This is a genomic window from Halovivax sp. (genome assembly GCA_007119345.1).
In the GTDB taxonomy this organism is placed as follows: domain Archaea; phylum Halobacteriota; class Halobacteria; order Halobacteriales; family Natrialbaceae; genus Halovivax.
On sequence record SKPV01000158.1, the window covers coordinates 1 to 25,225 of the forward strand.

At 68.6% G+C, this 25,225-nt stretch carries 28 protein-coding genes; 12 read left to right on the top strand and 16 right to left on the bottom strand.

Features of this window, described 5'->3' with window-relative positions; genetic code table 11:
* Positions 1-397: 397 nt before the first annotated feature.
* Entirely contained in the window at positions 398-565 is a 168-nt protein-coding gene (locus QZT59_RS10635; protein ID WP_290815594.1) for a hypothetical protein, read from the bottom strand.
* A 141-nt stretch (positions 566-706) separates the two neighbouring features.
* Here QZT59_RS10635 and QZT59_RS10640 point away from each other — a divergent pair, with 141 nt between their 5' ends.
* From QZT59_RS10640 to QZT59_RS10650, 3 genes are all read left to right on the top strand, one after another.
* Positions 707-1,561, top strand: a complete 855-nt coding sequence (locus QZT59_RS10640) for a CBS domain-containing protein (protein ID WP_290815597.1) — start codon at positions 707-709, stop codon at positions 1,559-1,561.
* 65 nt (positions 1,562-1,626) lie between these two features.
* Complete coding sequence (glyS, locus tag QZT59_RS10645; protein ID WP_290815600.1) at positions 1,627-3,405, top strand: glycine--tRNA ligase; 1,779 nt, start codon at positions 1,627-1,629, stop codon at positions 3,403-3,405.
* A gap of 357 nt (positions 3,406-3,762) precedes the next feature.
* Positions 3,763-4,353, top strand: coding sequence for a dolichol kinase (locus tag QZT59_RS10650; RefSeq protein WP_290815604.1), 591 nt, complete (start codon positions 3,763-3,765; stop codon positions 4,351-4,353).
* A gap of 74 nt (positions 4,354-4,427) precedes the next feature.
* On the opposite strand, the gene QZT59_RS10655 is transcribed toward QZT59_RS10650, so the two are convergent.
* The gene (locus QZT59_RS10655; RefSeq protein WP_290815607.1) at positions 4,428-4,934 is read right to left on the bottom strand and encodes a TspO/MBR family protein; all 507 of its coding nucleotides are present in this window, start codon (positions 4,932-4,934) and stop codon (positions 4,428-4,430) included.
* 127 nt (positions 4,935-5,061) lie between these two features.
* Here QZT59_RS10655 and QZT59_RS10660 point away from each other — a divergent pair, with 127 nt between their 5' ends.
* Entirely contained in the window at positions 5,062-7,533 is a 2,472-nt protein-coding gene (locus QZT59_RS10660; protein ID WP_290815610.1) for a DEAD/DEAH box helicase, read from the top strand.
* Positions 7,534-7,584: 51 nt separating this feature from the next.
* Here the strand turns inward: QZT59_RS10660 and QZT59_RS10665 are convergent, their stop codons facing one another.
* Together QZT59_RS10665 and QZT59_RS10670 are read right to left on the bottom strand one after the other, a co-directional pair.
* Entirely contained in the window at positions 7,585-8,133 is a 549-nt protein-coding gene (locus QZT59_RS10665; protein WP_290815612.1) for a putative phosphothreonine lyase domain-containg protein, read from the bottom strand.
* A gap of 9 nt (positions 8,134-8,142) precedes the next feature.
* Positions 8,143-8,367, bottom strand: coding sequence for a hypothetical protein (locus QZT59_RS10670; RefSeq protein WP_290815615.1), 225 nt, complete (start codon positions 8,365-8,367; stop codon positions 8,143-8,145).
* A 256-nt stretch (positions 8,368-8,623) separates the two neighbouring features.
* Between QZT59_RS10670 and QZT59_RS10675 the strand changes: the two genes are divergently transcribed.
* Positions 8,624-9,016 carry a hypothetical protein gene (locus QZT59_RS10675; RefSeq protein ID WP_290815618.1) on the top strand — a complete coding sequence of 131 codons (393 nt, stop codon included), beginning with the start codon at positions 8,624-8,626 and terminating at the stop codon, positions 9,014-9,016.
* Here the strand turns inward: QZT59_RS10675 and QZT59_RS10680 are convergent.
* The gene (locus QZT59_RS10680; protein ID WP_290815620.1) at positions 9,013-9,417 is read right to left on the bottom strand and encodes a VOC family protein; all 405 of its coding nucleotides are present in this window, start codon (positions 9,415-9,417) and stop codon (positions 9,013-9,015) included. The two genes, QZT59_RS10675 and QZT59_RS10680, sit on opposite strands and share 4 nt — an antisense overlap.
* 140 nt (positions 9,418-9,557) lie before the next feature.
* Between QZT59_RS10680 and QZT59_RS10685 the strand changes: the two genes are divergently transcribed.
* From QZT59_RS10685 to QZT59_RS10695, 3 genes are read left to right on the top strand one after another with little or no spacing between them, the layout of a single operon-like run.
* Complete coding sequence (locus tag QZT59_RS10685; RefSeq protein ID WP_290815623.1) at positions 9,558-10,442, top strand: transcription initiation factor IIB family protein; 885 nt, start codon at positions 9,558-9,560, stop codon at positions 10,440-10,442.
* A gap of 7 nt (positions 10,443-10,449) precedes the next feature.
* Positions 10,450-10,599 (top strand): hypothetical protein, encoded by a 150-nt coding sequence (locus QZT59_RS10690; RefSeq protein WP_290815626.1) that lies wholly within the window; start codon positions 10,450-10,452, stop codon positions 10,597-10,599.
* 18 nt (positions 10,600-10,617) lie between these two features.
* Positions 10,618-10,812, top strand: a complete 195-nt coding sequence (locus QZT59_RS10695; RefSeq protein ID WP_290815629.1) for a hypothetical protein — start codon at positions 10,618-10,620, stop codon at positions 10,810-10,812.
* Positions 10,813-10,891: 79 nt separating this feature from the next.
* On the opposite strand, the gene QZT59_RS10700 is transcribed toward QZT59_RS10695, so the two are convergent.
* A complete protein-coding gene (locus QZT59_RS10700; RefSeq protein WP_290815632.1) occupies positions 10,892-12,994 on the bottom strand; it encodes a minichromosome maintenance protein MCM in 2,103 nt (700 codons plus the stop codon).
* A gap of 295 nt (positions 12,995-13,289) precedes the next feature.
* Between QZT59_RS10700 and QZT59_RS10705 the strand changes: the two genes are divergently transcribed.
* Together QZT59_RS10705 and QZT59_RS10710 are read left to right on the top strand one after the other, a co-directional pair.
* Positions 13,290-13,877: a conditioned medium-induced protein 4 gene (locus tag QZT59_RS10705; RefSeq protein WP_290815635.1), complete on the top strand. Its 588-nt coding sequence runs from the start codon at positions 13,290-13,292 to the stop codon at positions 13,875-13,877.
* Between the two features lie 40 nt (positions 13,878-13,917).
* On the top strand, positions 13,918-14,577 hold the full coding sequence (locus QZT59_RS10710; RefSeq protein WP_394348649.1) for a Dna2/Cas4 domain-containing protein: 660 nt from the start codon (positions 13,918-13,920) through the stop codon (positions 14,575-14,577).
* 103 nt (positions 14,578-14,680) lie between these two features.
* On the opposite strand, the gene QZT59_RS10715 is transcribed toward QZT59_RS10710, so the two are convergent.
* Genes QZT59_RS10715 through QZT59_RS10725 form a run of 3 tightly spaced genes read right to left on the bottom strand, consistent with a single transcriptional unit; the run spans position 14,681 to position 16,200 of the window.
* Entirely contained in the window at positions 14,681-15,265 is a 585-nt protein-coding gene (locus tag QZT59_RS10715) for an L-threonylcarbamoyladenylate synthase (protein WP_290815641.1), read from the bottom strand.
* 50 nt (positions 15,266-15,315) lie between these two features.
* A complete protein-coding gene (locus QZT59_RS10720; protein WP_290815644.1) occupies positions 15,316-15,855 on the bottom strand; it encodes a redoxin domain-containing protein in 540 nt (179 codons plus the stop codon).
* On the bottom strand, positions 15,856-16,200 hold the full coding sequence (locus QZT59_RS10725) for a glutathione S-transferase N-terminal domain-containing protein (protein WP_290815647.1): 345 nt from the start codon (positions 16,198-16,200) through the stop codon (positions 15,856-15,858).
* A gap of 104 nt (positions 16,201-16,304) precedes the next feature.
* Here QZT59_RS10725 and QZT59_RS10730 point away from each other — a divergent pair, with 104 nt between their 5' ends.
* On the top strand, positions 16,305-17,693 hold the full coding sequence (locus QZT59_RS10730) for a hemolysin family protein (RefSeq protein ID WP_290815650.1): 1,389 nt from the start codon (positions 16,305-16,307) through the stop codon (positions 17,691-17,693).
* 46 nt (positions 17,694-17,739) lie between these two features.
* On the opposite strand, the gene QZT59_RS10735 is transcribed toward QZT59_RS10730, so the two are convergent.
* The 4 genes from QZT59_RS10735 to QZT59_RS10750 all read right to left on the bottom strand — a co-directional run bounded on the left by QZT59_RS10735 (position 17,740) and on the right by QZT59_RS10750 (position 20,948).
* On the bottom strand, positions 17,740-18,417 hold the full coding sequence (locus QZT59_RS10735) for a hypothetical protein (protein WP_290815653.1): 678 nt from the start codon (positions 18,415-18,417) through the stop codon (positions 17,740-17,742).
* A 151-nt stretch (positions 18,418-18,568) separates the two neighbouring features.
* Positions 18,569-19,759, bottom strand: a complete 1,191-nt coding sequence (locus QZT59_RS10740; protein ID WP_290815656.1) for an inorganic phosphate transporter — start codon at positions 19,757-19,759, stop codon at positions 18,569-18,571.
* 81 nt (positions 19,760-19,840) lie between these two features.
* Positions 19,841-20,560 (bottom strand): DUF5828 family protein, encoded by a 720-nt coding sequence (locus QZT59_RS10745; protein WP_290815659.1) that lies wholly within the window; start codon positions 20,558-20,560, stop codon positions 19,841-19,843.
* 157 nt (positions 20,561-20,717) lie between these two features.
* Positions 20,718-20,948 (bottom strand): hypothetical protein, encoded by a 231-nt coding sequence (locus QZT59_RS10750; protein WP_290815661.1) that lies wholly within the window; start codon positions 20,946-20,948, stop codon positions 20,718-20,720.
* A 141-nt stretch (positions 20,949-21,089) separates the two neighbouring features.
* Here QZT59_RS10750 and QZT59_RS10755 point away from each other — a divergent pair, with 141 nt between their 5' ends.
* Positions 21,090-21,737 carry a hypothetical protein gene (locus QZT59_RS10755; RefSeq protein ID WP_290815663.1) on the top strand — a complete coding sequence of 216 codons (648 nt, stop codon included), beginning with the start codon at positions 21,090-21,092 and terminating at the stop codon, positions 21,735-21,737.
* Positions 21,738-21,752: 15 nt separating this feature from the next.
* On the opposite strand, the gene QZT59_RS10760 is transcribed toward QZT59_RS10755, so the two are convergent.
* The 3 genes from QZT59_RS10760 to QZT59_RS10770 form a co-directional block, all read right to left on the bottom strand.
* Positions 21,753-23,633 carry a carbon starvation protein A gene (locus QZT59_RS10760; RefSeq protein ID WP_290815666.1) on the bottom strand — a complete coding sequence of 627 codons (1,881 nt, stop codon included), beginning with the start codon at positions 23,631-23,633 and terminating at the stop codon, positions 21,753-21,755.
* Between the two features lie 171 nt (positions 23,634-23,804).
* Positions 23,805-24,788 (bottom strand): ArsA family ATPase, encoded by a 984-nt coding sequence (locus QZT59_RS10765; RefSeq protein ID WP_290815669.1) that lies wholly within the window; start codon positions 24,786-24,788, stop codon positions 23,805-23,807.
* Positions 24,788-25,084, bottom strand: a complete 297-nt coding sequence (locus QZT59_RS10770; RefSeq protein ID WP_290815672.1) for a hypothetical protein — start codon at positions 25,082-25,084, stop codon at positions 24,788-24,790. Before QZT59_RS10770 ends, QZT59_RS10765 begins: the two co-directional genes overlap by 1 nt.
* Between the last annotated feature and the right edge of the window lie 141 nt (positions 25,085-25,225).

Here is a 25,225-nt window from a genome sequence, read left to right on the forward strand (position 1 = left end):
GCCACCGACACCGACAGCGCCCGGCGCGCGAGCCGCTGGGGGACGAGCGCGCTCGTTATGCGGCCGAAGGTTCCCCTGCCGGACTCGTCCATTCCGTACGGGTCGGCGTCGCCGCCCGCCCCCCGCGGGCGCGGTCCGGAAGCCATCTCGGGAACACTACCTCGGGTGGTGCATTGAGTGTTGGGTGCGAGGTCCGAACGAGCGGAGCGAGGATCGAACGGAGTGAGATCCTCGGAAACGCGAACGGGGAACGGAGTGACCCGCGAGCGCAGCGAGTGAGGACCTCGGAATCGCGAACGGTAAGCTTCGCTCACCGTTCGGTACGGGTGTCGCACACGCGTTCGACGGGATCGTCGCGCTCGGATCCGGGGGCCGAGGTTCCGAGCGAGCAGTCGGTTCAGCGCCAGGCCGAGAGTGCCGGCGCCGCGTTGGCCTCCATGGCGAGCCAGGCGTCGTCGGTCGAGATGTCGGCGATGACGTACTCGTCGCCGGCGTCGTGAGGGTCGATCGAGGCGACGACGGTGTCGTCGGTCGAGTCCGCGCGTTCCAAGGGGTCCACCACCATGGTATTGGGTCACACCCAGCAACGTATAAACTCGTCGGATCTGACCGGTCCGTCGGACGGACGGTCGACGCGGTCGGGCGTCGATCGCCCCCGACTCCCGAAGCACTGGCTTTATACGCATTTTAGCCGTACGGGCGGGACATGAAGGTAGCCGACGCGATGACTGCCCGCGAGGAGGTGGTGACGGTGGCCCTCCCCGGCACCCGCGAGGACGTGCTGGAGTACATTCAGGAGCGGTCGTTCTCCTCCGTCCCGGTCGTCACCGACGGAGACGGCGGTCCGGAGTACCGCGGCCTGATCTCCCGACAGTCGCTGATCGACCAGCCCGACGAGGACCAGCTGGTGATGCTGATGGACGAGGAGGTGCCGACGACGACCGCCGACACGCCGGTCGACGACGTCGCCCGACTGATGGTCGAGAAAGGGGCGCGGCGAGTGCCGGTCGTGGACGGAGCGTTCGAGGGAATCGTCACCGTGACGGACGTCGTTCACGCGATCGCGAGCGGCGAGGCGCCCGTCGACGCCGCCGTCGGCGAGTACGCCACCGAGAACGTCAACACGACCTACGAGGGCGCGCCGCTGGTGGTGGCCGAGGCCGAGCTCTCGTACGCGAAGGTCCCCTACACCGTCGTCCTCGACGACGCGGGCGAGATGGCGGGCATCCTGACCGAGGTCGACGTCCTCGACGTCGCCCGCATCGTCGAGGGCGAGGAGGCGACCGGGAACAACTTCCCCGACCAGGACGCCGAGTGGTCCTGGGAGGGGATCAAGGGCGTCGGCAGCCGGACGCTCCCGACCCGGGACATCGAGCTGCCGGCCGGCCCCGTGGTCGAATTCATGACCGCGGACGTGGTGACGGTCACCCGCAACCGATCGGTCGAAGACGCCGCCCAGGCGATGATCAGCAACGACATCGAGCAGATCCCTCTCGTCACGGGCGAGCGCCTCGTCGGCATCGTCCGCGACGTGGACATCCTGCGAGCGCTCTACGAGTGAGCTATGAGCGAAACCGACGCCCCGAAAGCGAGCCATGAGCGAGACAACCGTCCCGAAAGTGAGCTATGAGTGAGACCGACGCCCCGGACGCCGACGACGAACCGCGCACCAGCGAGCGGCTGGTCGAACTGGCCAAGCGCCGCGGCTACTTCTTTCAGTCGTCGGGCGCCTACGGCGGCGTCGGCGGCTTCTACACCTTCGGCCCGCAGGGCGCGGCGCTGAAGGGCAACGTCGAGGACGCCTGGCGCGAGCGCTTCGCCGTCCGTGAGGGACACATGGAGATCGACGCGCCGACGATCATGCCCGAACCCGTCTTCGAGGCCTCGGGCCACCTCGACACCTTCGACGACATGCTCGTCGAGTGTCCCGAGTGCGGCGAGAGTCATCGGGCCGACCACGTCGTCGAGGACAACACCGAGTACGAGGACGCCGAGGGCTTGCCGATCCCGGAGGTCGAGGAGGTCATCGCCGAGTACGAGCTCGTCTGTCCGAGCTGCGGCGCCGGCCTCGCGGGCCAGGACGTCGAGGACTTCAACCTCATGTTCGCGACCAACATCGGCCCCGGCGACGCCCAGCCCGGCTACCTCCGCCCGGAGACCGCCCAAGGCATCTTCGTCGAGTTCCCCCGGCTGAAGGAGTACGCCCGCAACACGCTGCCGTTCGGCGTCACCCAGATCGGCCGGGCCTACCGCAACGAGATCAGCCCCCGCCGATCGATCATCCGCGTCCGGGAGCTGACCCAGGCCGAGCTCGAACTGTTCGTCGACCCCGAGGGCGACGGACCGGACCTGACCGACGTCGAGGACGTTCCGGTGACGCTCTACCCGGCCGCCGAGCAGAATGCGGCGGACGGCCGAGCCTACGAGACCACCGTCGGCGAGGCGATCGCGGCAGGAACGATCGCCGACCCCTGGATCGGCTACTTCCTCGGCGTCGCCGCGGAGTGGTACGAGTCGATCGGCGTCGACATGGACCGCCTTCGCTTCCGCCAGCACCTCGCGGGCGAGCGATCCCACTACGCCAGCGATTGCTGGGACGCAGAGAGCGAGATCGACGGGAACTGGATCGAGCTCACCGGCTTCGCCCACCGGGGCGACTACGACCTCTCGAAGCACGACGCCCACTCCGACGAGCGGTTCACGATCTTCACGCAGTACGACGAGCCGAAGACCGTCGAGCGGGCGGTCGTCGACCCCGACATGAGCTACCTGGGCCCCGAGTTCGGCGGCGACGCGGGGAGGGTGGTCGAGGAACTCGAGGCGCTCGCGGCCCGCGACCGCAGCGCCTTCGACGGCGACGGCGTGACCGTCGAGGTCGACGGCGAGCGCCGCGAGATCCCCGTCGAGAAGACGGGCTTCGCCGTCGAGGAGCAGACCGAGGCGGGCGAACACATCGTCCCCCACGTGATCGAGCCCTCCTTCGGCGTCGACCGGCTGGTCTACACCGTCCTCCACCACGCCTACCGCGAGGACGAGGTCGACGGCGAACCCCGAACCTACCTCGAACTCGATCCCGAGATCGCGCCCACCTTCGTCGGCGTCTTTCCGCTCCAGTCGGACGACGCGCTCGAGGAGGAAGCCCGCGAGATCGCGGCGACGCTCCGGGCCGAGGGCCTGTCGGTCACCTACGACGACTCGGGCAACATCGGCCGGCGCTACCGCCGCCAGGACGAGGTCGGCACGCCGTTCTGCGTCACCGTCGACTACGAGAGCCTGGACGACGAGGCGGTCACGGTCCGCGAGCGGGATACGACCGCCCAGAAGCGACTCCCGATCGCCGACCTCCCGGAGACGCTCGCCGCGCTTCGGTCGGGCGAGGTCTCGTTCGACGAGCTCGCGGAGTAACCCCGGGCGGACCGTCCCGTCGGCACCGTCGTCGCCGACGAACCCGACCCGACGTCAGCACCCCGCAAAACGCGGGCGAACCCTTACCCGCGAGCGGCGCGTCCGTTCTCACCGGCGATTCCACATGGACGAACGCACGGAGGACCTGCTCGTGGCGCTGGGGGCGGCCGGCATCGGCCTCGTCTGGATGGTCGGTATCCTCATGATGGCCCTGTTCATGTCCTTCTGAGCGGAACGATGGGCGCCGGTCGACGCGCCCGCGGCGCTCGGCCAGCGGGCCCCGTCGGGCCGACGGCCGCGCCGCCGGAGCGGCGGCGATCGACGTACTGAAGGGGTCCCGCTTCGAGCGACCGGTCGATGGCCGACGAACTGAAGCGACGGGTGGTTCACGCGAGCGGCGCCGGCCTCGTCGCCCTCTATCTGCTGGCCGACTTCCTGGAGCTGGGGCTCACCTGGCCGCGGTTCCAGATGCTGATGATCGCGCTCGCGCTCGGCGCGATCGGCCTCGAGGTGCTCCGCCTCCGGGTCGGTCTCGAGTGGTGGATCTACGAGAAGCTCACCAGGGAGTACGAACGGGATCAGTTCGCGGGCTACGGCTGGTACATGGTCAGCATGACCGTCGTCGTTCTGCTGTTCGAACCCGCGGTCGCGCTGCCGGCGATGCTGATGCTGGCGCTCGCGGACCCGATCAGCGGGGCGTTCTCCGACGATTCGCTCCGACGAGTCAAGCGCCCGCCCGCCCTCGCGACGATGTTCCTCGCGAGCGCGCTCCTCGCGCTGCCGTTCCTCTACGAGCGGCCCGAAGCGATCCTGGCCGCCGCCCTGGGAGCGACGGTCGCCGACGGCGTGAAGGTGACCTACGGCGACTTCGTGCTCGACGACAACCTCACGATTCCGATCTACGCGGCGGCGCTGGCGTGGCTGGCCCTCGAATTCGTGCCGGCGTGAGGCGGCCGCGCTCGCACGCCGAGACGGGGCGGGCGACGACGCGTGCGACCGGTTCGCATCCGTTCGGTGACGGGCTAGGCGTTCAGTCGCCACAGTTCGAAATTCAACAGCGCCGCGAACGTCACCCACAGCAGGTACGGGACCATCAACGCGGCCGCTCGGCGGTCGACGCGCCGGAACGCCGCGATCGTCGCGACGATCAGCACCCAGAGGAGGACGATTACGGCGAGGCCCGTCCCGATCGACTCCGCCCCGAAGAACGCGGGCGTCCAGGCGACGTTCGCGGCCATCTGGGCCACGAACAGGCCGAGGGCGCGCCCGCGCCCAGCGGCGTCGGCCCGCCAGACCAGCCACAGCGCGATCCCGAGCAGCGTGAACAGCAGGGTCCAGACGACGGGGAAGGCGATCTCGGGCGGGTAGAACGCCGGTTTCTCGAGCTCGCGGAACCAAGCCGAATCGGGGGCGAAAGCGACGCCGGGAGCCGCACCGACGGCGTTGACGAGGAGGACGACGGCGACCGCCTCGACGATCGTCGCCAGGTCGGGCCGGTGAGCGCCGAATCCCCGTTCGGTCTCGTCCATGCGGACCCGACGGTGCGCAGGGAAATAGCCTCGCCGCCCGACCCCGCCCGCACCCGCGCGCCGTCGCCGGTTTCACTTCCGCCGCGCCAAGCGAACCCTTAACCGAACCCGCGGCAAATCCCGTCCAATGGCAGCGACGGACGAGGACGTCCCCTCCATCGATCATCCCCTCCTCGAGCGCGACTTCCTGGAGCGGCGGCTCTACCAGCTGCAGCTGGCGGGCACCGCCGCATCCGATCACACCCTCGTCTGTCTCCCCACGGGACTGGGGAAGACGACGGTGAGCCTGTTGGTGACCGCCCGCCGACTCGACGAGGTCGGCGGCAAATCGCTCATGCTCGCGCCGACGAAGCCGCTCGTCTCCCAGCACGCCGACTTCTACCGCGAGGCGCTGCAGGTGCCGGACGAGGAGATCGTCGTCTTTACCGGCGACGTCAGCCCGGACGACCGCGCGGCGCTCTGGGAGTCCGCGACGGTCGTGATGGCGACCCCGCAGGTGATCGAGAACGACCTGGTGGGGAGTCGCCTCTCGCTCGCCGACGTCACCCACCTGACCTTCGACGAGTGCCACCGCGCGACCGGCGACTACGCCTACAACTACATCGCCGAGCGTTACCACGCCGACGCGCGAGACCCCCTCGTCACGGGGATGAGCGCCTCGCCCGGCGGCGACGAGGAGGCGATCCTCGAGGTCTGTGAGAACCTCGGGCTCCGGGAGGTCGAGGTGATGACGAGCGAGGACGCCGACGTCGCCGAGTTCACCCACGAGACCGAGGTCGAGTGGGAGCGCATCGACCTGCCCGACGAAGTCCTCGAGATCCGGGACGCCCTCAACGAGGTCATCGAAGACCGCCTCGAGCGCCTCAAAGAGCTCGGCGTCGCGAAGTCGACTCGCCCCGACCAGTCCCAGAAGGACCTCAACCGCATGCGCGCCGAGCTGCAGAAGCTCATCAACAACGACCAGTCGGAGGGTTACAAGGGCATGTCCGCGCACGCGGAGGTGATGAAGCTGCGCCAGGCCGTGACGCTGGTCGAAACCCAGAGCGTCGAGGCCCTGCGCCGGTACTTCGAGCGCCAGCGCAACCAGGCGCGCACGTCGGGGGCGTCGAAGGCCAGCCAGCGACTCGTCTCGGACCCCCGCGTCCGCGAGGCGATGCGCCGCGCCGAGAACTTCGACGAGCTCCACCCGAAGTACCGCAAGACGCGGATGCTGCTCGCCGAGACGCTCGGCCTCGAGGGCGGCGAGCGGGTGATCGTCTTCACCGAGTCCCGCGACACCGCGGAGGCGCTCACGGAGTTTCTCTCCGGGAGCTTCGACGCCCGCCGGTTCGTCGGCCAGGGCGACCGCGAGGGCTCCGACGGGATGACCCAAAACCAACAGCAGGAGGTGCTCGACGACTTCCGCGCCGGCGAGTTCGAAGTGCTGGTCTCGACCTCCGTCGCGGAGGAAGGTCTCGACGTTCCGGAGGTCGATCTCGTCCTCTTCTACGAGCCCGTGCCGACGGCGATCCGCTCGATCCAGCGCAAGGGCCGCACCGGTCGCCAGTCGGAGGGGCGGGTCGTCGTGCTGCTGGCCGAGGACACCCGCGACGAGGCGTACTTCTGGATCTCTCGACGGCGCGAGAAGGAGATGGAAGACGAGCTGCGCGCGCTGAAGGGCGTCGCCGAGGACCTCGAGGCCGAGCTCCACGACTCCCAGCGCTCGCTCGACGCCTTCGAGGGGACGTCGGGCGCCCGGCGGGGCGGCGGGACCAGCGGAACTGAGCGGGGCGGTTCCACCGGAAACGGGAGGGGGAAGGAACAGCCTGGGCTCGAGGATTTCGCGGCGTCGGTCGACGACGGTGACGAGTCCAACCCCTCCGTTTCGACTGGAGATGCCGACGGAGACGGGAGTGATTCGGACGCGGCAGGTCCCGACGACAACCCCGTCCCGAGCGGCGAGGGAGAGTCGATCGAGATCGTGGCGGATCAGCGGGAGATGGACGCCACGATCGCTCGAGAGCTCTCTCGGCGGGAGGAGATCGAGGTCCGCCTCGAGACGCTCGACGTCGGCGACTACGTCTGCTCGGATCGCGTCGTCGTCGAGCGCAAGTCCACCGCGGACTTCGTCGACTCGCTGGTCGGCGGGGACCGATCGGTTTTCGAGCAGGTGGGCACGATGGCCCGCCACTACTCCCGACCGGTCGTCGTGGTCGAGGGCGAGGGGCTCTACGAGCAGCGAGACGTCCACCCGAACGCGATACGGGGCGCGCTCTCGAGTTTGGCCGTCGACTTCGGCGCGAGCGTCCTGCGGACCGAGAGCGAGGACGACACGACCGAGCTGCTGGCGGTGTTGGCCGGGCGCGAGCAGGAGACGGCGAGCCGCGAGGTCTCGGTTCACGGCGAGAAGGGGTCGAAGACCCTCGGCGAGCAACAGGAGTACGTCGTCGCCTCGATCGCCGAGATCGGACCGGTCACCGCGCGCTCGCTGCTGGCCGAGTTCGGTTCCGTGGAAGCCGTGATGGTCGCGACGGAAGAGGAGCTACAGGCGGCCGAGGGCGTGGGACAGGTGACCGCCGAGCGGATCCGCGAGGTCGTCGGCAGCGAGTATACGGGGTAGTCGCGTCGGCACCGATTCGTCGCCGGAGTTGCGAGGTGGAGGTCGGTTCGATCAGCCCCGATAGCGCGCCGGCATCGCGAGACCCCACTCCTCGTAGTTGTCCGGCCCCATCCCCTCGGCCGTGTACAGGTCCGGCTTGTAGTACAGCTCGCGGGTGACGTCGTGGGCCTCGCGCAGCCGCTCGCGAACGCGGTCGACGTCGTCGCCGTCGAGGTAGTTCGGCGTGTAGACGGCGATCTGGTACTCGTCGTAGGGGAGTTCCTCGCGGCCGAACGCGGTCATCGCCTTCGCCGCCCACAGAATTCCCTCGGCCGCGTCGTCGACGACGTCGGGCCAGAGCGCGTCGATCTCCGCCGCGGTGCCGGTCACCTGCCACTTGCCGATGAACTTTTTGCGCTCGATGGCCGCCCGGTCGAGTTCCCGGACCGCCTCGGAGTCGGCCGGGGGAAGGTCGTCGGTCGTCACGTCCGCGGGGCGGACGACGTCGTGCCGGTCGAAGTAGTCGTCGTCGCCGATCGGCTGGCTGTCGCTGACGTCGCGGCTGCGCAGCCAGTAGGTGCCCGCCTCGGTGATCTCCGAGGGCGGCGCCACTGCGTTCATCGGAGACGATCACTCCGTCGCGTCCAGCAGTCGGCCGCCGAGCAAGCGCGCCTCCGACGGCGAGAGTTCGACCGCGATGGCCCGCGGCGCCGCTCCCGGCCCGTCGGTCTCGAGTCGCAGCGTGATCGCCTCGCCGGGTTCGACGTCCGCGGCCGCGTCGACGTCGACCATCCCGTTCGCTCCGGCGTACTCGCCGTCAAGGCCGTCGAGGACGCGGTGAAGATTGACGCTCATGGATCCGCGTTCCACCCGGACGGATAAACCGGTACGCCAACCGGAGTGAAAGTGGAATCGAGCGACGGGGCCGGGACGCTAACCCGGCGCCGCACCAGCGGGGACGGTGGCCGCACACGACGGGCCCGCCGCGGCGTTTCGAGAACAGGCCCGGAATATCGGAATCTTTCGTCGAAGTCCGAAAGCCGAACGCGATATCGGAAACTTCCGAAACGGTCGAGGGGCGTTTATCCGGGAACTCGACGAAGAACGAGTCGTGTCCCAGCCGACGACGGTCGACGCCGAGACGCTGCGAACGCGAATCCGCGAGTACCTCGAACGCGCCGGTCACGACGGCGACGCGGAGCGGATCGCCCAGCGGCTGGCGAGAGCCCACGCGCAGGGAACGAAAGTCGTCGGTTTCCGCCGGCGGGGCCGCGAGGTCGTCCTGTACGAGGCCGCCGACCCGGACGGCCCGTCGGAACTGTCCCTCCACCGGGTCGGGCGGTCCGGTCGACTCACTCGGTCGGGGACGATCGGTCGAAACGGAAATCTCGGCCGTTGGCTCGCAGCCCACCGCTACTACCTGGAGTGGGTGCGACCCGACCTGCGGGCCGCTTCGTCCGGACGTGACGGCGACGCGGTCACGAGCCGCCCCGCTCACCGCTAGTGGATCTTCAACTCGACGCGCCGCCCGTCGGGATCGCGGACGTACGCCGCCCACGCGCGGCCGTAGGCGCCGTAGCGCTCGTAGGGTTCGCCCGACTCGGCCTCGATGCCCTCCTCGCGCAGCGAATCGAGGAGGGCGTCGAGTTCCTCGCGAGAGTCCGTCTCGCCCGAGCGCACCAGTAAACAGAGATGCTCGCCGCCGACGTCGATCTCCTCGTCCGTCGGAACGAGGTGGACGTGACGACCGCCGGCGACGACGGCGACGTACGGAACTTCGCCGGCATCGAAGCGCCCCCGGTCGCGGACGGACATCCCGAGGAGATCGCGGTAGAACTCGAGGGCTCGGTCGAGGTCGTGCACGCGGATCGCGACGTGGTCGAGGTCGACGACGTCGATGGTCATACCGAGACACGCACGCTCCGGGGCTTAGCCGTTCGGGTGGTGGCCGCAGGGGCCGCTCCGCACGGACCCGGTCGATCGCGGTGCCGTCATGTAACTCGTCCAAAATGTTTAAAAGTGATTGGGAGCTACCAGCTATTACCATGGACGACACGGACGCGGGCAGGAGCTGTCCGGAGTGCGCCGGACGGCTCCGGAACGTGAAGACGGAAACGTGCTGTGAAGAGTGCGGCCTGGTCGTCGCCGAGGATGCGATCGATCGGGGACCGGAGTGGCGCTCGTTCGCCGACGACGACACGGACCGCCGACGCACCGGGGCGCCCCTGACCAGATCGCGTCACGATCGCGGCCTCTCGACCGAGATCGGGTACGAGGCGACGGGTCGCATCACCGGCCGCAAGCGTCGCCGACTGGCGCGCATGCGACGGGAGCACAGCCGGGCCCAGATCGCGACGAAAGCCGACAGCAACCTCGTCACTGGATTCTCGGAGATCCGACGGCTGATCGACGATCTCGCGCTGCCGGTCGACGCCCGCGAACAGGCCTGTCAGCTCTTCAAGTCGGCCCAGGACGAGGACCTCCTCCGGGGACGGTCGATCGAGGGGTTCTCGGCCGCGGCGGTGTACGCCGTCGGCCGAACGCGCTCGGTCGCTCGCACCGTCGACGAGGTCGTCGCCCAGGCCGTCGCGACCGAAGCCGAGTTCAAGGCGGCCTACCGCGCGCTCAACCGCGAGCTCGGCCTGCCGGTCGGACCGATTCACCCGACCGAGTACCTCCCCCGATTCGCCTCGGAGCTCGACCTCGGCACCGACGTGGAGCGCCTCGCCGACGAGTACGTCGAGCGGCTGGAGGAGGTCGACGCAATCGCCGGCCGAAATCCGAGCGGCGTCGCGGCGGCGTGTCTCTACGCCGCGGCGCGAGAGCGCGACTGCGCGGTCACGCAAGTCGAGGCCGGCGAGGTCGCCGACGTCTCGCCGGTGACCATTCGAAAATCGGTCCACCGCCTGGAGGAGCTAGAGGAACGCTGACGCCGAGGTGGCCGCGGTGGCCGTCGCGACGCTCCCGCGCGCCATCCTCTCGGTCGTCGGCGCGAACTGGCAGCTTGGCGTCGCGCTCGTCGTCGTCGGCCGGCTGCTCGTTCTGGCCGTCGCGATACCCGCGGGCGCGCTCGGAACCGAGGCCTAGCTCGAGGAGGTGGAAGCGATGGGGCGAGCCACGGAGACGACGCCGAGCGGACCGTCCCGCGACGCCGGGACCAGCGCGGACGCCGACACCGTCGACGCGCTCGAAACGCCGCGAGAGCGGTACGTCCGTGGCGAGATCGGCGAGGCCGAATCGAAGCGTCGCGTCGATCGATTGCTCGACACCGATCCCGGAAAGTCGGGTCTCCGACGCTGAACCCGATACGACCGGCGAGGCGGCGTGGGACCGAGAGCGAGGTCGCTGACAGGGGAAGCGGACGGCCGATCCGCCCTCCTCACGTCGTCCGCAGGTGGTCGGTCTTCGGCTCGTAAACCTCGCCTTTCTGTTTGAGCTTGTCGATCTCGTGTTCGGCCTTCGACTCGTCCATGCCGATCTCGCCGGCTCGTTCGAGGACAACGTCGATCGGCGCGCCGTCGTCGTACTCCTCCTCGACGTCCGCGATCAGCATCTTGATGTTCTTGATCCGGTCTCGCTGGGACTTCGAGGTGCCGGCCTCGACGATGTCGGCGTCGAACTCGCCCGTCTCGGGGTCGACGCCGATGTCTTGCAGACAGGCCCTGGTGATCTCGATGATCCGTTCGGCGTCCTCGGGCTCGACCGTGTCCGAGAGCCGGATCCGAGCGCTCGCCTCCGCGAGCCGGACGAGCGCCTCGAGCTGGCGAGCCGTGACCGGCACCGGGGCGTCCTCGTCGACGCCTTTCGACCGGAGGTCGACGTAGAAGTCCCGGATCGCCTCGCGGGCCTCCACCGTCATCCGCGGGTGGCAGTTCTGCTTGGCGTACGCGACGTACTTGCGGAGGAGGTCGGCGTCGATCGCCGGGTCGACCGAGCCGGTCATCTCCTCGATCTCCTCGACGCTGACGTCCAGCGAGTTCAGCTCCTCGCGCCGGGTCGTCAGCTCGCCCGCGTAGTTGGTCCGGAGGATGTGCTCGGCGAGGTTGCGGTCCTTCTCGACGTCGGGCTGGTCCGTGACCGTGAAGATGAGGTCGAACCGCGAGATGAGCGCCGGCTCGAGCTCGATCTGCTCGCCGATCGGCTCGTACTGGTCGAACCGCCCGTACTTGGGGTTCGCGGCGCCCAGCAGCGAACAGCGGGACTTCAGGGTGGCGTTGATTCCTGCTTTAGAAACTGAGATTTTCTGCTGTTCGAGTGCCTCATGCATAGCACTTCGATCCTCCGGTCTCATTTTATCGAGTTCGTCGACCGCGGCGATCCCCCGGTCGGCGAGCACGAGCGCGCCCGCCTCGAGCGACCACTGGTCGCCGTCACCGAAGTCGTCGCGGACCGCAGCGGCGGTAAGTCCTGCCGACGAGGAACCTTTGCCGGAGGTGTACACCGAGCGCGGGGCGATGTTTTGGATGTACGACAGCATTTGCGACTTACCAGTACCCGGGTCACCGATCAGCAGCATGTGCAGATCGCCCCTGATCCGCGAGCCGTCGGGGAGGTGCTTGGTGACTCCGGAGAACAGCTGGAGCATCATCGCGAGCTTCTCCTGCTCGTAGCCGTAGATGGAGGGCGCGATGGAGTCGACCATCCGCTCGTAGATGTCCTCCGAGTCCGAGAGGCGGACGATCTCCCGCTTGTCCTCGTCGGTGATGTCCATGTCCTCGAACTGCTCCTCGTCGACCTCGACGGACATCCCCTCCATGTAGAAGTCGAAGACGGGCGAGGGATCCTGCTGGTTGCCCTGCTGTTCGAGCCGGAGGACGCCCGTGGCCGAGACGTGGTCGCCCGGGGTCACCTCGCCGGTGATGTCGTCCTCGATGTTGACGTCGAGCGACTGGGGCGTCTCGCCGCCGCGGAGGCCCTCCGGGCTCTCCTGGATGCGGAGCTTCTGGGAGTCGACGAACTCGGACTGGTCGAAGTTGACGCGGAACGGACCCTGGCGTTCACAGCCCTGGCACTCGTGGGGCTCCTGGAAGTCACCGGTCGACTGCGGCACGCGTGAGAGGGTGCCACAGAGCTGGCACTCGAAGGCCGCTTCCTCGATCTTGGGCCGAACGTCGGTGGCCTTGCGGACGATCCCGTGGACCTCCACGAGCGAGTTCATGTGTCGCGAGCGGATCTCGCGGATCTCCGGCGACTCGGTGGCGGGGAGGTTTCGAACGCGGACGTGCGCGCGCCCGAGCGAGACGTCGATCGGGAGGTCGTACAGTCGTAACGCCTCCTCGGCGTACTCCCGGAGCTGTTCGGGCTGGGCGAGGAAGTCGTCGGCCAGGTCCGGGTCGTACCGGTAGAGATCGTCGAAGTCGACGTGCAGCGAGCGCTGTTCCGCCGGGTAGCGCCGTGCGAGCTCCTTGATCTCGGCGTCGTAGTAGTTTCGGAAGAACTGCTCGAAGGCGTCGATCAGTTCGACGTTGCCCGCTTGCGCCATTGCAACTCCCTACGGTCCCCATCACTCATAAATCGTCGTGAACTGCGGTGGTACTAGAGCGACCGACCGTCTCCGTCGCCGACACCTCCTCGGATTCGACGCGGGCGAGTACGGCGCCGATACGCTCCACGACTCGTCGCGGGCGACTGCTGTCAACAATCGTCGACGAACGAGCGATCGCGCGGACGGCGAGGTCGGCCGGCCGCGGGGCGGGAATCGTGGCGCCGCAGGTGACGGTTCAGCCGACGGTATCTGGCAACAGGCTTAAATAGCCGCATGTCGCGAGTAGCCACCCATGAACGAGAAAACCGAGGAATTGCGGGAGATTTTCACCAACGTGACCGACGAGGAGACGGTCACGGAGTCCCAGGAGGAAGGACGGGGCTCGCTGGAGCAGGACGAGCGGACGGTCGAGGAGCGCCTGGAGAGCGTCATCGAACAGATGCGCGAGCGCTACGGGTTCGACACGCCGTTCGCGACCGACGAGCTGATCGAGCTCGCGACGCTGTTCTACGACGGCGAGTCCGACGACGAGATCGCCGACGAACTCGGCGCCGACGCCGACGAAGTGTTCTCGGCCCGACTATCGGTGCACCTCGTCCGCGACGACGACGCCGACGGCGTCGACCTCGCGGCGATCCGGGAACCGGAGGCCGACGACGCCGCGCTCGCCGAGGAGTACGGCGTCTCCGCGGACGAGATCCGACGCTACCGGGAGGTCGCCGCGGCGACGGCGGAGTCGCGGGCGGCCAACGACCGCTACCGAGACGAGTTCGACAGCATCCTGGCGGACGCCGACATCGCCGGACGGATGACGACCGACGTCCGCGAGGACGGCCTCGAGGACGCGACCGAGGGGATGGAGACCGACGTCTCGTTCTGAAGGTTTTTCTACCAGGGGGCGGCCAGGCGGGTCCGTGTCCCTGATCACCTTCGCCGAGTTGCGTTCGGCCGCGTACTGTCCGCGCCAGTGTTACTACGACCGGACGAGCGGCGATCGGGAGCCGCCGACGGGGATCGAGCGCGTCCGCGAGCTCGCGTTCCGGTACGAGGCGTCGCTCGCGGCCGATCACCTGACGCTCGCCGAGGCGCCGATCGAGGTCGACCCGGCCGTCTACCAGGCGCGGCTCGCGCGCGTGCGGAGAACAGTTTCGCGCTGGAACGAGCTCTGCGAGCCGGACGGCCGCGACGTGCTGGCGACCGGCCGCGAGTGTCGAGGCGTGATCCACAAGGTGCTCGCCGATCCGCCGGCGCCGTCGATCGTGTCGACCGGCCGTCCGCCAGAGCGCGGCGTCTGGGAGCCCCAGTCGATCCACGCCGTCGCCGCGGCGAAGGCGCTGGCCCGGGAGCGAGCGACGTCCGTCGACCACGCGTACGTGGAGTACCCGGCCCACGGCGTCGTTCGCCGGGTCGAACTGACGACGCGTCGGAAGGCCCGCTACCGCCGGACGCTTCGGACGGTCCGCGAGATCGACGGGCCGCCGCCGCGGACGAGCGATCGCTCGAAGTGCGACGCCTGCGAGTACGCCCCGAAGTGCGGCGTCCGAACGCGGACGCTGCGCTCGCTACTCGGACGGGGATAGCCGCCGATCGGTGGGGTCGACGCCCGGCGGGCGCGGTCGCCTCGGTTCGCCGCGAGCCAGCGTTCGATCTCCTCAGTTCGCCGCGAGCCAGCGTTCGATCTCCTCAGTTCGCCGCGAGCCAGCGTTCGATCTCGTCGGCGCGGGCGCCGCGGCGGTGGACCGTCCCCGAGGAGACGTCGACGACGGTACTCTCGGTGCCGGCAGTTTCGCCGCCGTCGAGGACGACCGCGGCCGCCTCGCGCACCGCCGGGTCCACGTCGTCGGCGTGGCGGACGCTCGGCCGCCCGCTGACGTTCGCGCTGGTCGCGGTGATCGGTCGCCCGGCGCGCTCGCACAGCCGGAGCGCGAGGTCGTGGTCCGGAACGCGCACCCCGACGCGTTCGCGGCCCGCGGTGAGTTCGTCCGGAACCGACTCGCGGCGCCGACAGAGGACGGTGACGGGGCCGGGGAGGAACGCGGCCATGAACCGCCGTTCGCGGTCGGTCGCGCGCACGTGCTCCAAGGCGGTCGGTACGGACGGGACGGCCAGCGAGACGGGGTTCGACCGGTCCCGGTCTTTCACCTCGAAGACGCGTTCGACGGCCGCCGGGTCGAGGGCGTCCGCGGCGAGTCCGTAGACGGTCTCGGTCGGGTAGACGACGAGCTCGCCGTCGGCGATCGCGTCCGCGGCGTCCCGGATCGTTCCCATGGACGTGGATCGGGCGATCGGAGCGAAAAAGGTGGCGTTCCCGCGACCGACTAGCGGTTCGCGAGCGCGGCCTCGAGCTCGTCGTAATCCGGGAACTCGGGCCACTCCGTCCCAACCCAGGCGCTCTCGACGGTTCGATCCTCGTCGAGGACGAAGATCGCCGGTCGCGGTTCGGCGATCCCCGCCATCCCGTCGAGGTCGTGGACGACGCCGTAGGTCTCGGCGACGTCGTTCGCCGGATCGCTGAAGACGCCGTAGGGAATCTCCTTCTCGTCGAGGAACCGGGAGATCTCGTAGGGGCTGGAGATGGAGACCGCGAGGACGGTCGGGTCCGGGGACGCGTCGGCCTCGCCACCGACCGCCTCGGCCCCGATTCCGCGATCGCGCAGCTCGGTCAGGACGTACTCCGCGACGAACGCGCCGACCATCGTCGTGAAGACGAGCACGACGGGGCCGTCGGCGGCGAGGTCGGCGAGGGTGCGGTCCTCCCAGAACTCGTCGGTGACCAGCGGTCGGGTGAAGTCGGGGGCCGTCTCCCCCTCGGCGACGTGGTCCGTCGGGCCGAGGTCGACGACGTCGAAGTCGGGCATTCAGCGCGCACCTCCGTCCGCCTCGGCCTCGTTGCCGGGCCCGGCGACATCGGTCGCGGCCGGTTCCCCGTCGGCTCCGTCCTCGCCGTAGGTCGCCTCGAGGTACGAGACGATGTTCGCGCTCTCGGCCATCGTGACGCCCGTGTTCTCGTCGACGATGACGGGGACGGTGCGGACGCCGGCGACGCGTTTGACGACGTTTCGCCGGGAGTGCAGCGGTTCGACGAACCGCGAGCGGTACGAGCGGTCGTACGCCTCGAGCACTCGGGTGACCCGTTCGCAGTACGGGCAGCCCTGAAGCCGGTAGAACGTGATCGGCGCCTCGCCGTCGGCGGTCTCGGTCATGCCCGTCCGTTGGGGAAACGGTCGGAAAACGGTTGTCGTCACCCCCCGGGATCGCCGAGAAGTGGCAAGCGTTAATCGCCCCGAGTGCAAACGTCAGGCAGTCAATGGTCGTGTCTCCGCTGATCGAGGTCGCGCTGGCGACGTACGAGCTCCCGCTCGTGGGGTTCGAGGTCGATCAGTCGACGGTGACGATACTGGGCGCCCTCGCCGTCGCCGTGCTCATCCTCCTGTCGGGCTTTTTCTCCTCCTCGGAGATCGCGATGTTCGCGCTCCCGAAACACCGCGTCGAGGGGATGGTCGAGGAGGACGTCGCCGGCGCCGACCGGGTAAAGGCGCTGAAGGACGATCCCCACCGGCTGCTGGTGACGATCCTCGTCGGGAACAACATCGTCAACATCGCCATGTCCTCGATCGCGACGGCCGTGCTGTCGCTCCACTTCGGCGGCCTGCTCGGGGTCCTGATCGCGACGTTCGGCATCACGGCGATCGTCCTGCTGTTCGGCGAGAGCGCGCCCAAGTCCTACGCGGTCGAGAACACCGAGTCCTGGGCGATCCGGATCGCGAAACCCCTGAAGGCCACGGAGTACCTCCTGTTACCCCTCGTCGTCCTGTTCGACTACCTCACCCGCCAGGTGAACAAGGTGACGGGCTCGACGGGGGCGATCGAGACGCCGTACGTCACCCGCGACGAGATCCAGGAGATGATCGAGTCGGGCGAGCGCGAGGGCGTCCTGGAGGAAGAAGAACACGAGATGCTCACCCGCATCTTCCGCTTCAACAACACCATCGTCAAGGAGGTGATGACGCCGCGTCTGGACGTGACGGCGGTCCCCAAAGACGCCGGCGTCGACGAGGCGATCGAGACCAGCATCCAGAGCGGGCATGCCCGGCTCCCCGTCTACGAGGGGAGTCTGGACAACATCCTGGGGGTCGTCCACATCCGCGACCTGGTTCGCGACCTCAACTACGGCGAGAACGACCGGGAGGACCTCGAGCTGGAGGATCTCATCGAACCCACCCTGCACGTCCCCGAGTCGAAAAACGTCGACGAACTGCTCACCGAGATGCGCGAAAACCGGCTACACATGGCGATCGTTATCGACGAGTTCGGCACCACCGAGGGGCTGGTCACCGTCGAAGACATGATCGAGGAGATCGTCGGCGAGATCTTGAAGAGCGGCGAGGAAGAGCCCATCGAGGAGGTCGACGACCGGACGGTCGTCGTCCGCGGCGAGGTCAACATCGAGGACGTCAACGAGGCGCTCGAGATCGAACTCCCCGAGGGCGAGGAGTTCGAGACGATCGCCGGTTTCATCTTCAACCGCGCGGGCCGGCTCGTCGAGGAGGGCGAGGAGATCACCTTCGACGGCGTCCGCATCGAGGTCGAAGAGGTCGAGAACACGCGGATCATGAAGGCCCGGCTGACCAGACCCGAGCCCGAGGTCGACGAGGAGGGAGCGGAGGGTGCCGAAGTCGAGGCCGACGGAGAGTGACCGATCCCCCGCGCGGACCCGGACGGTTCGAACGGCGCCCGCGGAGCTACCGCGTCCCCACCGTCGCCTCCAGCTCCCGCGCCACGGCGGCCGGCACCACCAGTCGGCGCGGCCCGGGCACGTAGACGCCGTCGGGCTGGCGGTAGCGCAGTTTGACGATCGCGGTGTCGCCGACGTAGCGCGGCGCGACCGCCGCGAGGTCGTCGAGGTCGATCGCGTCCTCGGGGTCGTAGAGGTAGAGGACGCCCTCCTCGCGGTCGAGCGCGCCCGTCGATCGCAGGAAGACGGCGGCCACCAACACGACGAGCGCGAGCGGGATCGTGAGCGCGGCGAGCAGCTCGCCGACGTTGCCGCCCACCAGGAGGTCGAAGGTGACGATGACGGCGGCCATGACGACGGCCCCGACCGCGGCGTCGAGCGCCCGGCGGAGTCCGTCGCCGCCGCCGGGCTCGTAGTCGAACCCGGGGACGTAGCGGGCGATCGACGCCAGTCGCTGCTCGGTCCGGCCGGCGATCGCGAACGCCAGGATCGTCACCGCGAGCGCGACCAGTCCGGCGACGACGAGCGGTTGGCCGGCGGTCTCGCCGGTGATGAAGAACAGCCGTCCGAAGACGACCAGCGAGATGGCCGCGAGGAGCGTGCCGACGCCGACGGCCCACAGCGAGCGGATCGTCGCGGAGGTGTCGGCGTCGCGGCGCCACTGGACGGATCCGGCCTCGGTCATACCAGAGACTCGCCAGCGGAGCGCATTAGGACGTTCGATCCGACGCGCCGGCCGCGTCGGTCCCGGCGAGCCCGAGGTCGGTCTCCGCGGCGTCGAGGCCGGTCTCCGCGGCGTCGACGACGACGGGCGGCGGGCCGATCTCGCCGTCGCCTCACCCGAGAACAATCGCGTAGCCGCGGTAGATCCCGAAGCTGATGACGATGGCACCCGCGAACGAGAGCCCCCAGGCCAGAAACGTGTAGCCGATCTTGCGCGGGCTGACGCCGCCGCCGGCGCTGACCGCGGCGTAGCCGCTGCCGACGATCGCGCTGACGACGATCTGGTTGAACGACACCGGGATGCCGTAGAGGATGGCGACCTGGGCGATGGCGAACGACGGGATGAGCGCGGCGATCGATCGTCGCGGACCGAGCGAGGAGTAGTCCTGAGAGATGGCCTTGATCATCCGCGGCGCGCCGGTCCAGGCGCCGACCAGGAGGCCGACCCCGCCGCCGACGAGCAACGCCGTGATCGTGAGGCCCACGTCGCCGGACAGCGGCACCAGCGGCCCGACGGCGAGGCCGACCTGGCTGCCGCCGGCGGAGAACGCCACGAGCGCGCCCATCACGAGCAGGAAGTGGCGCTCGGCGACCGTGGTCCCGCTGCGCATGTCCCAGCCGAGCGCACCCGCCGAAAGGAGCGCCAGCGCCGCGGTGACGAGACCCGCCCCGACGAGCGTCGACACCGGAAGCGCCCCCGCCAGTTCGACGGCGATCGAGGCGCCGCCGCCGGACGGACCCAGGACCGCGAACTCGATGTTCGCGATGAGGGCGCCGACGATTCCCGCGAGGACCAACACGACGTGGTGCTCGGGTATCGGCTCCTCACGGAGCGCGCGGGCGGTGTAGTAGGCGATGGCGCCGCCGACGAACGGCGTGAGCGTCCACAGCGCGGCGATCTCCCGGTACTTCCACCACGCCGGGTCGCCGCCCATCGCGAAGCCCACGCCGATCACGGCGCCGGTGACGGTGAACGCCGTCGCGATCGGGTAGCCGCTGAAGATGCCGATCGCGACGAGCGCCGCCGCGACGGTCAGTCCGATCGTCGCCGCCTCGGCCGAGAGGGTGACGCCCTCGATCAGCTCGCCGCCGACCGCCTCGGAGACGTTCGCTCCCTGGAAGATCGCCCCCAGCAGGCAGCAGATGCCGACGAGGAAGCCGGCCCGCATCACGGAGATCGCGTTGGCGCCGACGGCGGGCGCGAACGGCGTCGAGCCGCTCGAGCCGGCGCCGATCGACCACGCCATGAAGAGGCTGGCCACTGACGCGATCGCGAAGGTCCCCAGCGTCGCGAGGTCGACCATCTACCCGGGCTTACTTGGGGCCCCTACAAGTGCGTGCCGACCCGCGACGACGTTCTCCGGCGAGTCGGCCGCGACGACGCCTCAGTTCGTCGTGAACTTCGAGTTGTCCTCGGGCTCCGGGGGCGCCTCGGCGCCCTCGATGGCCTCGGCCGCTTCGACGTCCTTCTCGGTCTCGACGTGCCAGCGGTCGACCTCGTCCTCGAACTCGGCGAGGGTGTCGGAGACGTCGTCCTTGAGGACGTCGTCGTTGACGTTCACCTCGAAGACGAACTCCTCGTCGCCGTTTCGGCCTCCGGCCTGCTGGATGTTGGCGCTGACGAGTTCGTTGTCGAAGTAGTACGGGGCGAGCTGGGTCATCACGCGCTGGTAGACGGTGTCCTCGACCCGGCGGATCGCCTTCCGGCTCGCCGAGTCGGCCGCCCGCGCGACGTAACCCACCGATTCCTTCCAGTTGCCGACGGCCTCGTCGGCGTCGTCGTCCTCGAGGGCGGCGTAGGACTCCGAGAGCTTCTCGCCGGCGGTCTTGATGTCCTCGTCGGGCGCCTTGCCGGCTTTCTCGCCTTTGCCCTCCTCGAGGTGGGCCTGCTCTGCGGTCTTCTCGCTGACGTCGCTGTCGAGACGCTCGTGGGACTTCGGGCGCCACTCGTCCCACTCCTCGAAGGCCCTGACGAACCGGGCGCCGTAGTCGGCGTCCGGGTCGTGGACGTCCGCCTCCCGCAGCGCGGAGGTGATCCGCTCGCCGTGTTCGACGACGTCGCCCCAGTCGCCGCGGATCTTGAATCCGGAGATGCTCTCTTCCATCCGATTGGCGCGGGGCTATGGCACGGAGGGTTATAAACCTCTTCGCCGGAGGTGCCGGGTCCGGCGCGGAGTCGCCGGACGGCGGACGGGCGGACGGGTCGTCGGAGGGAGCAAATAGGACGCCCGCGGCGCGTCGTCGGCGGTCGATCCGCGGGAGTTACCGACCGTACGTGAGCCGGTGGGCCGCCGCGTCGAGTCGGGCCTTTAGGCGGCCGAGCCAGACGGCGACGAACGACGCCCGCCGGAGGTCGTCCTCGGGAACCTCGATCCGGGGTCCGTCGAAGGGGTTGCGACCGCCGCCGTGCTCGTCGTCGCCGTCGACGGCCTCGGTGGCGTCGAGGACGGTCGTGACGCTGCACCGGCCGCATGACTCCGTGCGCTTGGCCATATATACACGTGCCAACGGGCGGCAGTCCTATGAACGTTCGGACCGGCGGCGCCCGACGGCGGGCCGGGCCGGATGGGCCGTCCGCGTCCGACCGACCGCCCGGCGGTGAGTATATACGGGGTCACTGGCATGTGTGAACACATGAGTGACGTTTCACGGTCGCCGGGCGACAGCCGCGAGTCCGAGCGGGAACCCGGGACCGGCGCGGAGAGCGAGGACGCGACCGAGGAGTTCCCCGAGTGGGACGACGAGTACCTCCACGGAGTGAGCAGACGGTTGCTGTACAATTACGACCTCGAGAAGGACCGGTCGATCCGGGGCGAGCGCTTCGAGCTCTACGGACGGATGGAACTGACGAGCCGGAAGCACTTCTTGCACCCGGCGCTGTCGTTCGCCCACCACGAGTCGACCGAACACCTGTTCGTGACGCGCCGGTCGCGGATTGACGACGGAACGCTCGATCGCCTCGTCGATCTCGGTCACGAGCTGGCCGAGGAGTGGATCGAGCCGGACGAAGAGCACTTCAGCACGGACTTCACCTTCGTCGTCGTGACGGAATCGATCCCGGAGTCCCTCGAGAAACGCGTGGCGGACTTTTCCGATCGCACCCTGTTGAAGTTCGGTTACAACGGCCACTACGAACTCAACGCGATCGTCGTCGATCCGGACGCCGAAACGCTGGTCGCGAGCGAGAACGCGGACGTCGCGACGGCGTTCCGGCTCTGGCAGGAGATCGAACGGGCGGAACCGGGCGTGCTCGACCTGATCGCCCGGCGGTTCCAGCTCTGATCGACGCGGATCCGCTCAGTCGTCGTCCGTCTCTCCGGCTTCACCCCCGTCCGTGACCGCCGGTTCCTCACCGATCGCGCCGACGTCCCGGAGGTTCCCGTACCCGATCCTGATCAGCGCGATGGCCAGGCCGATCAGGACGAACGCGACGAGGATCTGGACGCCGCCGGCGATGAACTCGAGGGGCGTCTCGAACGGCTCGGCGCCCTCGCCCAGGACGTTCAGGTAGAACACCTGGTAGACGGCGAGCCAGGTCAGCCCGAAGATGGTGATGACGGCCATCAGCGCCATCGGGACGCCGGTGCTGACGAGCTGTTTGGCCTCGTCCCAGTTGGCCAGCCAGACGGTGCCGGTCAGCAGCGCCAGCGCGGCGAGCAGCTGGTTCGCGCCGCCGAACAGCGGCCAGAGGTCCTCCCACCGACCGCTGCCGACGAGTACGAACGCCGCGATCACGATCACCGTCGTGTTGACGTACATGTTCGCGCCGTACTCCTCGACGGTCGTCTCCGGAGTGCCGATAACCTCCTCCATCATGTATCGACCGAGTCGGACGGCAGTGTCCATGCTCGTGAGCAGGAAGCTCGCGAGGACGAGCGCCATGAAGGGGGCGCCGTAGGACATCGGGATGCCGAACGCCGTGAGGATCGCGCCGCCGCCGGTCGCGAAGTTCGGGAGCGCAAGCCCGATGCCGCCGTCCGCGGCGGGAAGCGCGATCACGGCGACGGCACACAGCGCGACGGCCGCGAGGAGGCCCTCGCCGAGCATCCCGCCGTAGCCGATCAGCCTCGCGTCGGTCTCCTTGTTCAGCTGCTTCGCCGTCGTCCCCGAGGACACCAGCGAGTGGAAGCCGCTGATCGTTCCGCACGCGATGGTGATAAACAACAGCGGGAACAGCGGCATGATCGGGAGCATGTCCGCGAGCGGCCCGTCCTGGCCGAGGAATCCGTACCAGGCCCCGATCGCGATGTCGAAGCTCAGTTCGGCGCCCTCGTGGGTCGCGTCCATCCCCGTGATGAAGGTACCGACGATGACCGCGAGCAGCGCCCCGCCGACCCCGCTGTACAGCAGGAACGACGAGAGGTAATCGCGCGGCTGGAGCAGCATCCAGACCGGCAACACGCTGGCGATCCCGCCGTAGACGAGGATCACCATGAGCCAGGCCCCGATGTTGGCGCTGCCGAGCATCTCGGGGACGAACCACGGTGCGGTCTCGCCGAACAGGACGGTCGTCCCGTCGGCGGTCGGGAACTCCGCGCCGAACAGGGCGATCGGATACTGGATACCCACCCAGACCGACGCGAAGATGCCCGAGACGAAGACGACCGTCCCGACCGAGAACGGGAGCCCCAGCTGATACAGCCAGAACCCGAAAATGAACGCCAGCGCGATGTAAATGATGCTGGCGGTCGCCGCCTGCGGATACGCGTTGAACACCACGCCGATGACGAGCGCGAACACCGCCACGACGAGGATCACCAGGAGGAAGGCGAACCACAGCAGCATATTCTTGCCGCGTTCGCCCACGTACTCGCCGATGATGTAGCCGATCGACTTCCCCTCGTGGCGAAGACTGCTCGACAGCGAGGTGAAGTCGTGGACTGCGCCGAGCAGCGGGTTGCCGATGGCGACCCATAGCACGGCCGGCACCCAGCCCCAGACCAGCGCCGCCGTGATCGGGCCGACGATGGGTGCCCCGCCCGCGATGCTCGAGTAGTGATGCCCCAACAGTACCGGTTTCTTCGCCGGTACGTACTCCTGTCCGTCCTCGTATCTGTGCGCCGGCGTTGTTCTCGAGTCGTCGAGGTCGACGAACTGCGAGAGGTATCGGCCGTAGCCGAGATACGCGACCGAGAAGGTCACGAGTACCAGCGCCACGATCCAGATGATGCCTGCCATTGGTATGTCTCCCCGTGCCAGTGCTCACGTTGATCCAATATAAATATTCATCAAAGTGATCCCGGATATGCGGGATCGCGGTAATAAACGGATATGATTTCGGTCTAAATCCGTGGAAACTAAATTCCCAGCGGTAAACGACGCCGGATCAAGAGGGAGAGTTCGACGGGATCAAGGGGGCGAATCCGTCGTCGACCCCGCGCGCGCGACGTCGATCCGGAGTTCGTCGGCGACCTCCGCGAGGAGGTCGCCGCGGACCTCCTCGACCCGCGTCTCGATGGCCGCGACGACCGGCGGATCGAACGTCTCCTCGATCTCCGCGAGCCGGTCGCGTTCGGTCGCCACGCGGTCGCGGAGGAATCGACCGCCGCGTCCGTTTTCGTCGGGGTCCGGCTCGGGCGTGAGTCGGTTGACCACCAGTCCGCGAACGTCGAGGTCGGCCGCCGTCAGCGTCCCGACCGAGCGGCGGGTCTCGCGGATCGAGAGGGTGTCCGGATTCATCACCAGGTAGAAGGCGGCGTCCTCGCGGAGGGCGCGCCCGGCGAACTCGAAGCGCTCCCTGCGTTCCCGAAGTCGTTCCAGGATCGGATCGCCTTCGGCCATGCGGCGGGGTTCTCGGTTCCCGATCGCCGCCTTCTCGAAGAGGTCGATGCTCTTCTCGCGCTTGTACATCAGCCGGTCGATCCAGCGCTCGAGCAGGTCCGGCAGCGAGAGCAGCCGGAGCGTGCCGCCCGTCGGGGAGGTGTCGAAGACGATCCGATCGTAGGGCTCCGGGTCGCGCATGACGTCGACGAAGCGGTCGAACAGCGCGGCCTCGTAGGCGCCCGGCGTCTGGTGGGCCATCTCGAGTTGCAGATCGATCTCGTTGACCATCGCCGCGCTCAGCTGATTGCCCAGCTGGCGCTTGAGGTCCATGAGGTGGTCCTCGACCTCCTGCTCGGGGTCGATCTCCATCGCGGACAGGCCGTCGTATCCCTCGACGGGCCGCGGTTCGTCGTCGAACGACTGGCCGAACACGTCGCTCGTGCTGTGGGCCGGGTCCGTCGAGACGAGCAGCGTCTCGAGCCCCGCCTGCGAGCACTCGAGCGCGTGAGCGCTGGAGACGGTGGTCTTGCCGACGCCGCCCTTTCCGCCGAAGAAGACGAAACGGACCATCAGAAGTGGTACTGCTGGCCCTTGCGCTCGACGAGCGTGTCGCGGTCCCACATGCGCCGCTCCCAGGCCTCGTACTCGGCCTCGAGGTACGGCAGGAGTTCGGCGGTGTAGTAGGAAACGGGGCTCGGGATGCCGAACGCGTCGGGGAAGCACGCGAGCATGAACGCGTCCTCGAGATCCTCCGCTTCCTTCTCGATCTTCTCGTAGGCCGGATGCGAGATCATCCCGTGGTAGAGTCCGCGCAGCCACTCCTCGACGACCGCACGGTAGGCGGCGATCCGTTCTGCCAGCGTCATGTGGTACCACAAATCAATCGGAGAGCAAAAGCGTATCGTCGTCGGATCGACGGGCCCGCCCCATCCCGCGGCGGAACCGGCTCCTCGATGGTGGCGTCGGACCCGCGCCACCAACAGCGTCATTGTCGCACGAACGAACGT